The following is a 5,087-nucleotide window of genomic DNA, read 5'->3' as shown; positions in this document are numbered from 1 at the left end:
CTCCCACCCGCTCTGGCCGCGCCACCTCTGAGGCCGGGCCTTGCGGTCGGGCAACCGCACCCGGGGTTTTGGTGGAACCCGCGGCGCTGGCCACGGAAGATAGTCGCGCCAATGTCTTCCCATGTCCTGTCACGGCGTCGCCTTCTGGCGTTCGGCGCCAGCCACCTGTCTTGCGCCGCAGCCGGGCGTGCGTCGGCGAGCGCCTTGGTCGATGCGGTGATCGTCGGCGCGGGCGTGGCCGGGCTGGCCGCGGCGCGGAGGCTGCAGGCGCAGGGCCACAGCGTGCGGGTGCTCGAAGCCGCGCAGCGCGTGGGCGGGCGCGCCTGGACCGATGCGCATTCGTTCTGCGCCCCTGTGGATCTGGGCTGCAGCTGGCTGCACCAGGCGCATCGCAATCCGCTGACGCCCATGGCGCGCGCACTCGGATTCACGCTGCTGCCGCATGACGGCGCACAGCGGCATTTTCTCGATGCGGGCGTTTCCGTCAGCGCCCAGCAGCGCGCCGCGATCGCTGCGGCCCAAGAGCGTCTGGCGCAGTCCATTGCCTGCGCGGGCCCGGCCGATCGCGCGCTGGCTGCGCTGATCGCAGCCCCGGACGCCGCCATGCAGCGCGCGCTGCGCCAGGTGGGTGAACTCGACGCCGGTGGCGCTGCCGAAGACACTTCGGTGCTGGGCCTGCGCGCGCAGGGCAGCACCGCGCCCAACTGGCTGGTGCAGCAGGGCATGGGGCGCATCGTCGAATCGCTGGGCCGGGGCCTGCCCATCGCGCTGGGCCAGCGCGTGACGGCGGTCACGCAGGGCGCGCGCAGCGTCAAGGTCGCCACCGCCACGGCAGAGATCACGGCCGCGCACTGCCTGGTCACGGTGTCCACGGGCGTGCTGCGCGGCGAAGGCATACGCTTCACGCCCGGCCTGGGCAACGAAGTGCTCACTGCGCTGGACGCGCTGCCCATGGGCCATTTCAACAAGGTGATTCTCGAATTCGACGGCCCGCTGGCAGGCCTGGCACCGGGCGACTGGCTCGGCGAAGGGCGGAGTTTTCAGCCTGACAAGGCCTTGGACTTTCTGCTCCACCCTTTTGATGCCCGACTGGTGGTCGCGTTCGCGGGCGGCGCCTATGGCCGCGCGCTGTCGTGCGCCCCCCCGCGCGACGCGGCTCAGCAGGTGCTGGCGCGGCTGCGTGCCTGCATGGGCGGGCTGGACGGGCGCCGACTCAAGGCCAGCGCCGTGACCGACTGGTCGCGCAATGCGCTGTTTGGCGGCAGCTATGCCTACCTGCGCACCGGCGGCGGCGATGCGCGCGCGCAGCTGGCACGCGCGGGCGCGCAGCGCCTGCACTTCGCGGGCGAGGCCTGCGCCAGCGAACTGGTGCAGACCTGCGGCGGCGCCTATCTTTCAGGCCTGCAGGCCGCGCAAACGATACACGCGCGTCTCACTTCAGCAGCTTGAGGCCTTGGGTAATGGTCTGTTTGGTGCGCCAGTAGTCGCTCCACGGATCGTCCTTGCGCAGACTCAGATAGTCGCGCGCCGTGGCAATCGTCCAGTGCGCGCCGCCCGACAGCGTGGGCAGCTGCTCCCAGGAAACGGGCATGGACACGCCCATGCCGGGCCGCGCGCGCGCCGAAAATGCCGCGACCGTGGTCTGGCCTGTGCCATTGCGCAGATAGTCGATGAAGACCTTGCCCACGCGTTTTTGCGGCCCCATCGTCGCGACGAATTTCGCCGGAATGACGCGCGCCATATGCTGGGCCAGCGCCTGCGAGAACGCTTTTACTTGCGCATGGTCGCGCCGCGGCGTGATCGGCACGACGATATGCAGTCCCTTGCCGCCGCTGGTCTTGGGCCAGCTCGCCAGGCCCAGCTCGGTGAGCAGCACGCGCGTGAGTTCGGCGGCTTCGAGCAGCTGGGGCCAGGCCACGCCTTCGCCCGGGTCCAGGTCGAGAACGAATCGGTCGGGCTTGTCGATATGCGCGACCGTCGAATTCCAAGTGTGGAACTCGATCACATTCATCTGCGCCGCGGCGGTCAGCGCCTGGGCCGAATCGATCGCCAGCAGCGGCGCATGGCCGGGCGACAAGGCCGGATCGAGTTCCTTGACGCCGGCGATCCGGCCTTCGGCATGCTTTTGAAAAAACTGCTCCCCGCCGATGCCCGAGGGCGCACGCACCAGCGAGAGCGGGCGGTTCTTCAGATGCGGCAGCAGCCACTGGGCGACGCTTTCGTAGTAGCGCAGCAGATCGATCTTGCGCAGACCCGTGGTCGTATCGATCACGCGCTCGCCATGCGTGACCGTGACGGCGCGGGTCCGGGTTTTGGGGGCTGATGCCGAAGCAACGGGAAGGGGGACGGGCAGGGGAGCGGGCTGCGCATGCTCGCGCACGATCTCCTGCGCGGGCTTGTCGCTGCGAATCGCCTTGAACACCGCATGGCGCAGCTGCTGGTCCGGCGTCCAGGCGCCGAAGGCGACTTCGACCACCAGCGCGGGCTGCACCCAATGTTCGCTGCCGGACTTGCGCTGCGGCCAGCGGCCGGGTTTGGGCGGCGCGGCGGCAGGCTGGTCGATTTCCAGCGGGGCCAGCAAGGCATGCAGTTGCCGCGCCGTGGCCGCGTCCCAGCCCGTGCCCACCGCACCCGCGGCGCGCAATTGGCCGTCGTCGTGATAGCCCAGCAGCAGACTGCCGATTTCGCCGCGGCTGCCGGCGCGCAAGGTGAAGCCCAGCACCACGAATTCCTGGCGCAGCTGGCACTTGAGTTTGAGCCAGCTGGCGCTGCGGCCCGAGACATAGGGCGCATCGGCCTGCTTGACCATCACGCCTTCGAGACCCATCTTGCAGGCCGCGCTCAGCAGTTGCGCGGGCGGCGCCTGCAGCGTCTGGCTCAGGCGCAGGGTCGCGGTTTCACGCCCGTCCATCAGCTGCTCGAGCACGCCGCGGCGCGCGCGCAGGGGCAGCGCGCGCAAGTCGCTGTCGCCCAGAAACGGCAGATCGAACAGGAACAGCACGATGTCGGCCGTCTGGCCGCTGTCGATCGCGTTCTGCAGCCGGTGCAGATTGGGAATGCCGGCGTCGCCGAACACCACGATCTCGCCATCGAGCCAGGCCTGGGTCAAGCCCAGTCCGGCGATGGCATGCGCCAGCGGCTGCAGCTTGTCTGTCCAGTCATGGCCGTTGCGCGTGAACAGGCGCACCGCATCGCCGTCGACACGCGCCAGCAGGCGGTAGCCGTCGTACTTGCTTTCGACCAGCCAATCGCCTTCAGGCACCGAGGACACCAGCGTTGCGAGCTGGGGCGCGAGCCGGGCGGGCAGCCGTGCCTTGGCCGCGCGCGGCAGCGCGGGCATGAGCGCCGGCAGCGGCTTTTGCACGACGCTGTCGGGCAGCGCGCTGAGCACGTCGTATTCGCTGCGCGGCCTGGCCCAGGCGTCGCGCTTCTTGAACAGCAGCCACTGGTTCTGCTGCTTGTCGCCGGGCTTGGAAATGCGCACCAGCTCCCACAGGCCCGCGAGCTTTTGCCCGTGCAGCGTGAACACCAGCTTGCCCTTGGCCAGGCCCGCATGCGCATCGCCCTGGGGCGCCCAGGTGCCTTGGTCCCAGACAATGACCGTGCCGGCACCATATTGACCCTTGGGAATCTCGCCTTCGAAGCGGTTGTAGCTGACGGGGTGGTCTTCGACATGGAGGGCCAGCGTCTTGACGCCGGGGTCCAGGCAAGGGCCCTTGGGCACGGCCCAGCTGCGCATCACGCCGTCGAGTTCGAGGCGAAAGTCGTAATGCAGATGCGAAGCCCAGTGCTTCTGGATGACGAACTGCAGCGGCGCGCCCTCGCTGCGCGCAGCGAGCCGGCCCGCGGGCTCGGTGGTCTTGTCGAAGTCGCGCTTGGCGTTATAGGGGCCCAGCGGCTCGGCGGGCTTGGTCATGGCTGCCCCGATCAGGCGGCTTTCTTGCGCGCCGCGGCCGCGCCGGTTTTGCGCGCAGGCGACTTGGCGGGCGCCTTGGCCTTGCCCCCGCGCAGGCTGCGCTGCAGCAGCGCCGTCAGATCGATCACTTCGCCGCCTTGCGGCGCGGCTTCCTCGGGCTCGACGACCGTGTGGCTGTCGCCGGCCTGGGCTTTCTTCTCGACCAGCTGCATCACCTGCAGGCGAAATTCGTCCTTGAAGTCGGCCGGATCCCAGGGGCCCGACATCTCGGCGACCAGTTGCTTGGCCATCTTGAGTTCGGCGGCGTTGACGCTCTTCGCGCCCGCGGGCGGCAACTCCAGCCCTTCGAACGTCTTGACTTCGTCGCCCCAGCGCAGCAGGTTGAGCACCAGCGCCGGGCCCGAAGGCACGACCGCTGCGAGGTGCTGCTTGGTGGAGATCACCACCTTGGCCAGGCCGATCTTGCCCGTCGCCAGCAGGGTCTCGCGCAGCAGCGTGTAGACCTTGTCGCTCTTGTTGATCGGCGCGATGTAGTACGGCCGCTCGAGGAACACGAACGGCATTTCACGCGCATCGATGAAGCGTTCTATCTCTATGGTCTGCGTGGTCCTGGGAAACACCGCTTCGATTTCCTCGGGGCTGATCAGCACGTACTTGCCGTCTTCGTATTCCACGCCCTTGACGATGTGCTCCTGGCCGATTTCGCGGCCGGTGCGCTTGTTGATGCGCTTGTAGCCCACGGGGTCCATGGAGCGCTTGTCGAGCCAGTCGAAATCAATGCCCTGCTCGGTCGCCGCGGTGTGCAGCGCCACAGGGATATGCACCAGGCCGAAGCTGATGGCGCCTTTCCAGAGCGTTCGACTGGCCATGCCGCTCTCCTTTATGACTGGCGGTCTTCAGGCGCGGGGCGGCGGCCGCCGACCCACATGCCCGCGGCCAGTCCCAGCACGCCCATGGCGACCACCGTGCCCACGGCGCGCTGGTTGGCCTGGCGCTGGCCGCCGTCGATCGCCGTGTTCTTCGACGGCGCAAACAGATTGCCGTCGGACGGCGTTGCCGGGCGCGCGCGTCCCAGCGCCCAGCGCGTCACGCGCTGCATGGTGGCACCCAGCCATTGCGGCGCGATCGCCTGGGCCAGCCGGCCCGCACCTGCCGCCGAGCCGACCCAGGT

Annotated in this window: 3 protein-coding genes and 1 pseudogene; 1 reads left to right on the top strand and 3 read right to left on the bottom strand. The window is 69.0% G+C overall.

What is annotated here, in order from left to right; all coding sequences use genetic code 11:
• The first annotated feature begins 111 nt into the window (after positions 1 to 111).
• Entirely contained in the window at positions 112 to 1,449 is a 1,338-nt protein-coding gene (locus KHY18_RS26800; RefSeq protein WP_213307458.1) for a flavin monoamine oxidase family protein, read from the top strand.
• On the opposite strand, the gene ligD is transcribed toward KHY18_RS26800, so the two are convergent.
• The 3 genes and pseudogenes from ligD to KHY18_RS26785 form a co-directional block, all read right to left on the bottom strand.
• Entirely contained in the window at positions 1,433 to 3,916 is a 2,484-nt protein-coding gene (gene ligD, locus KHY18_RS26795) for a DNA ligase D (protein WP_213307455.1), read from the bottom strand. The genes KHY18_RS26800 and ligD overlap by 17 nt on opposite strands.
• Before the next feature lie 11 nt (positions 3,917 to 3,927).
• Positions 3,928 to 4,785 carry a non-homologous end joining protein Ku gene (gene ku, locus KHY18_RS26790; protein WP_213307452.1) on the bottom strand — a complete coding sequence of 286 codons (858 nt, stop codon included), beginning with the start codon at positions 4,783 to 4,785 and terminating at the stop codon, positions 3,928 to 3,930.
• Between the two features lie 11 nt (positions 4,786 to 4,796).
• Positions 4,797 to 5,087 (bottom strand): annotated as a pseudogene (locus KHY18_RS26785) (SDR family oxidoreductase); the annotation flags it as partial.

Source organism: Acidovorax sp. CCYZU-2555 (assembly GCF_018413525.1).
GTDB lineage: Bacteria > Pseudomonadota > Gammaproteobacteria > Burkholderiales > Burkholderiaceae_C > Comamonas.
This window is presented reverse-complemented; position numbering and strand designations above follow the sequence as displayed.

Coding starts and splice junctions, on each gene's coding strand:
- KHY18_RS26800 (WP_213307458.1), top strand. CDS start 112: ATGTCTTCCCATGTCCTGTCACGGCGTCGCCTTCTGGCGTTCGGCGCC.
- ligD (WP_213307455.1), bottom strand. CDS start 3,916: ATGACCAAGCCCGCCGAGCCGCTGGGCCCCTATAACGCCAAGCGCGAC.
- ku (WP_213307452.1), bottom strand. CDS start 4,785: ATGGCCAGTCGAACGCTCTGGAAAGGCGCCATCAGCTTCGGCCTGGTG.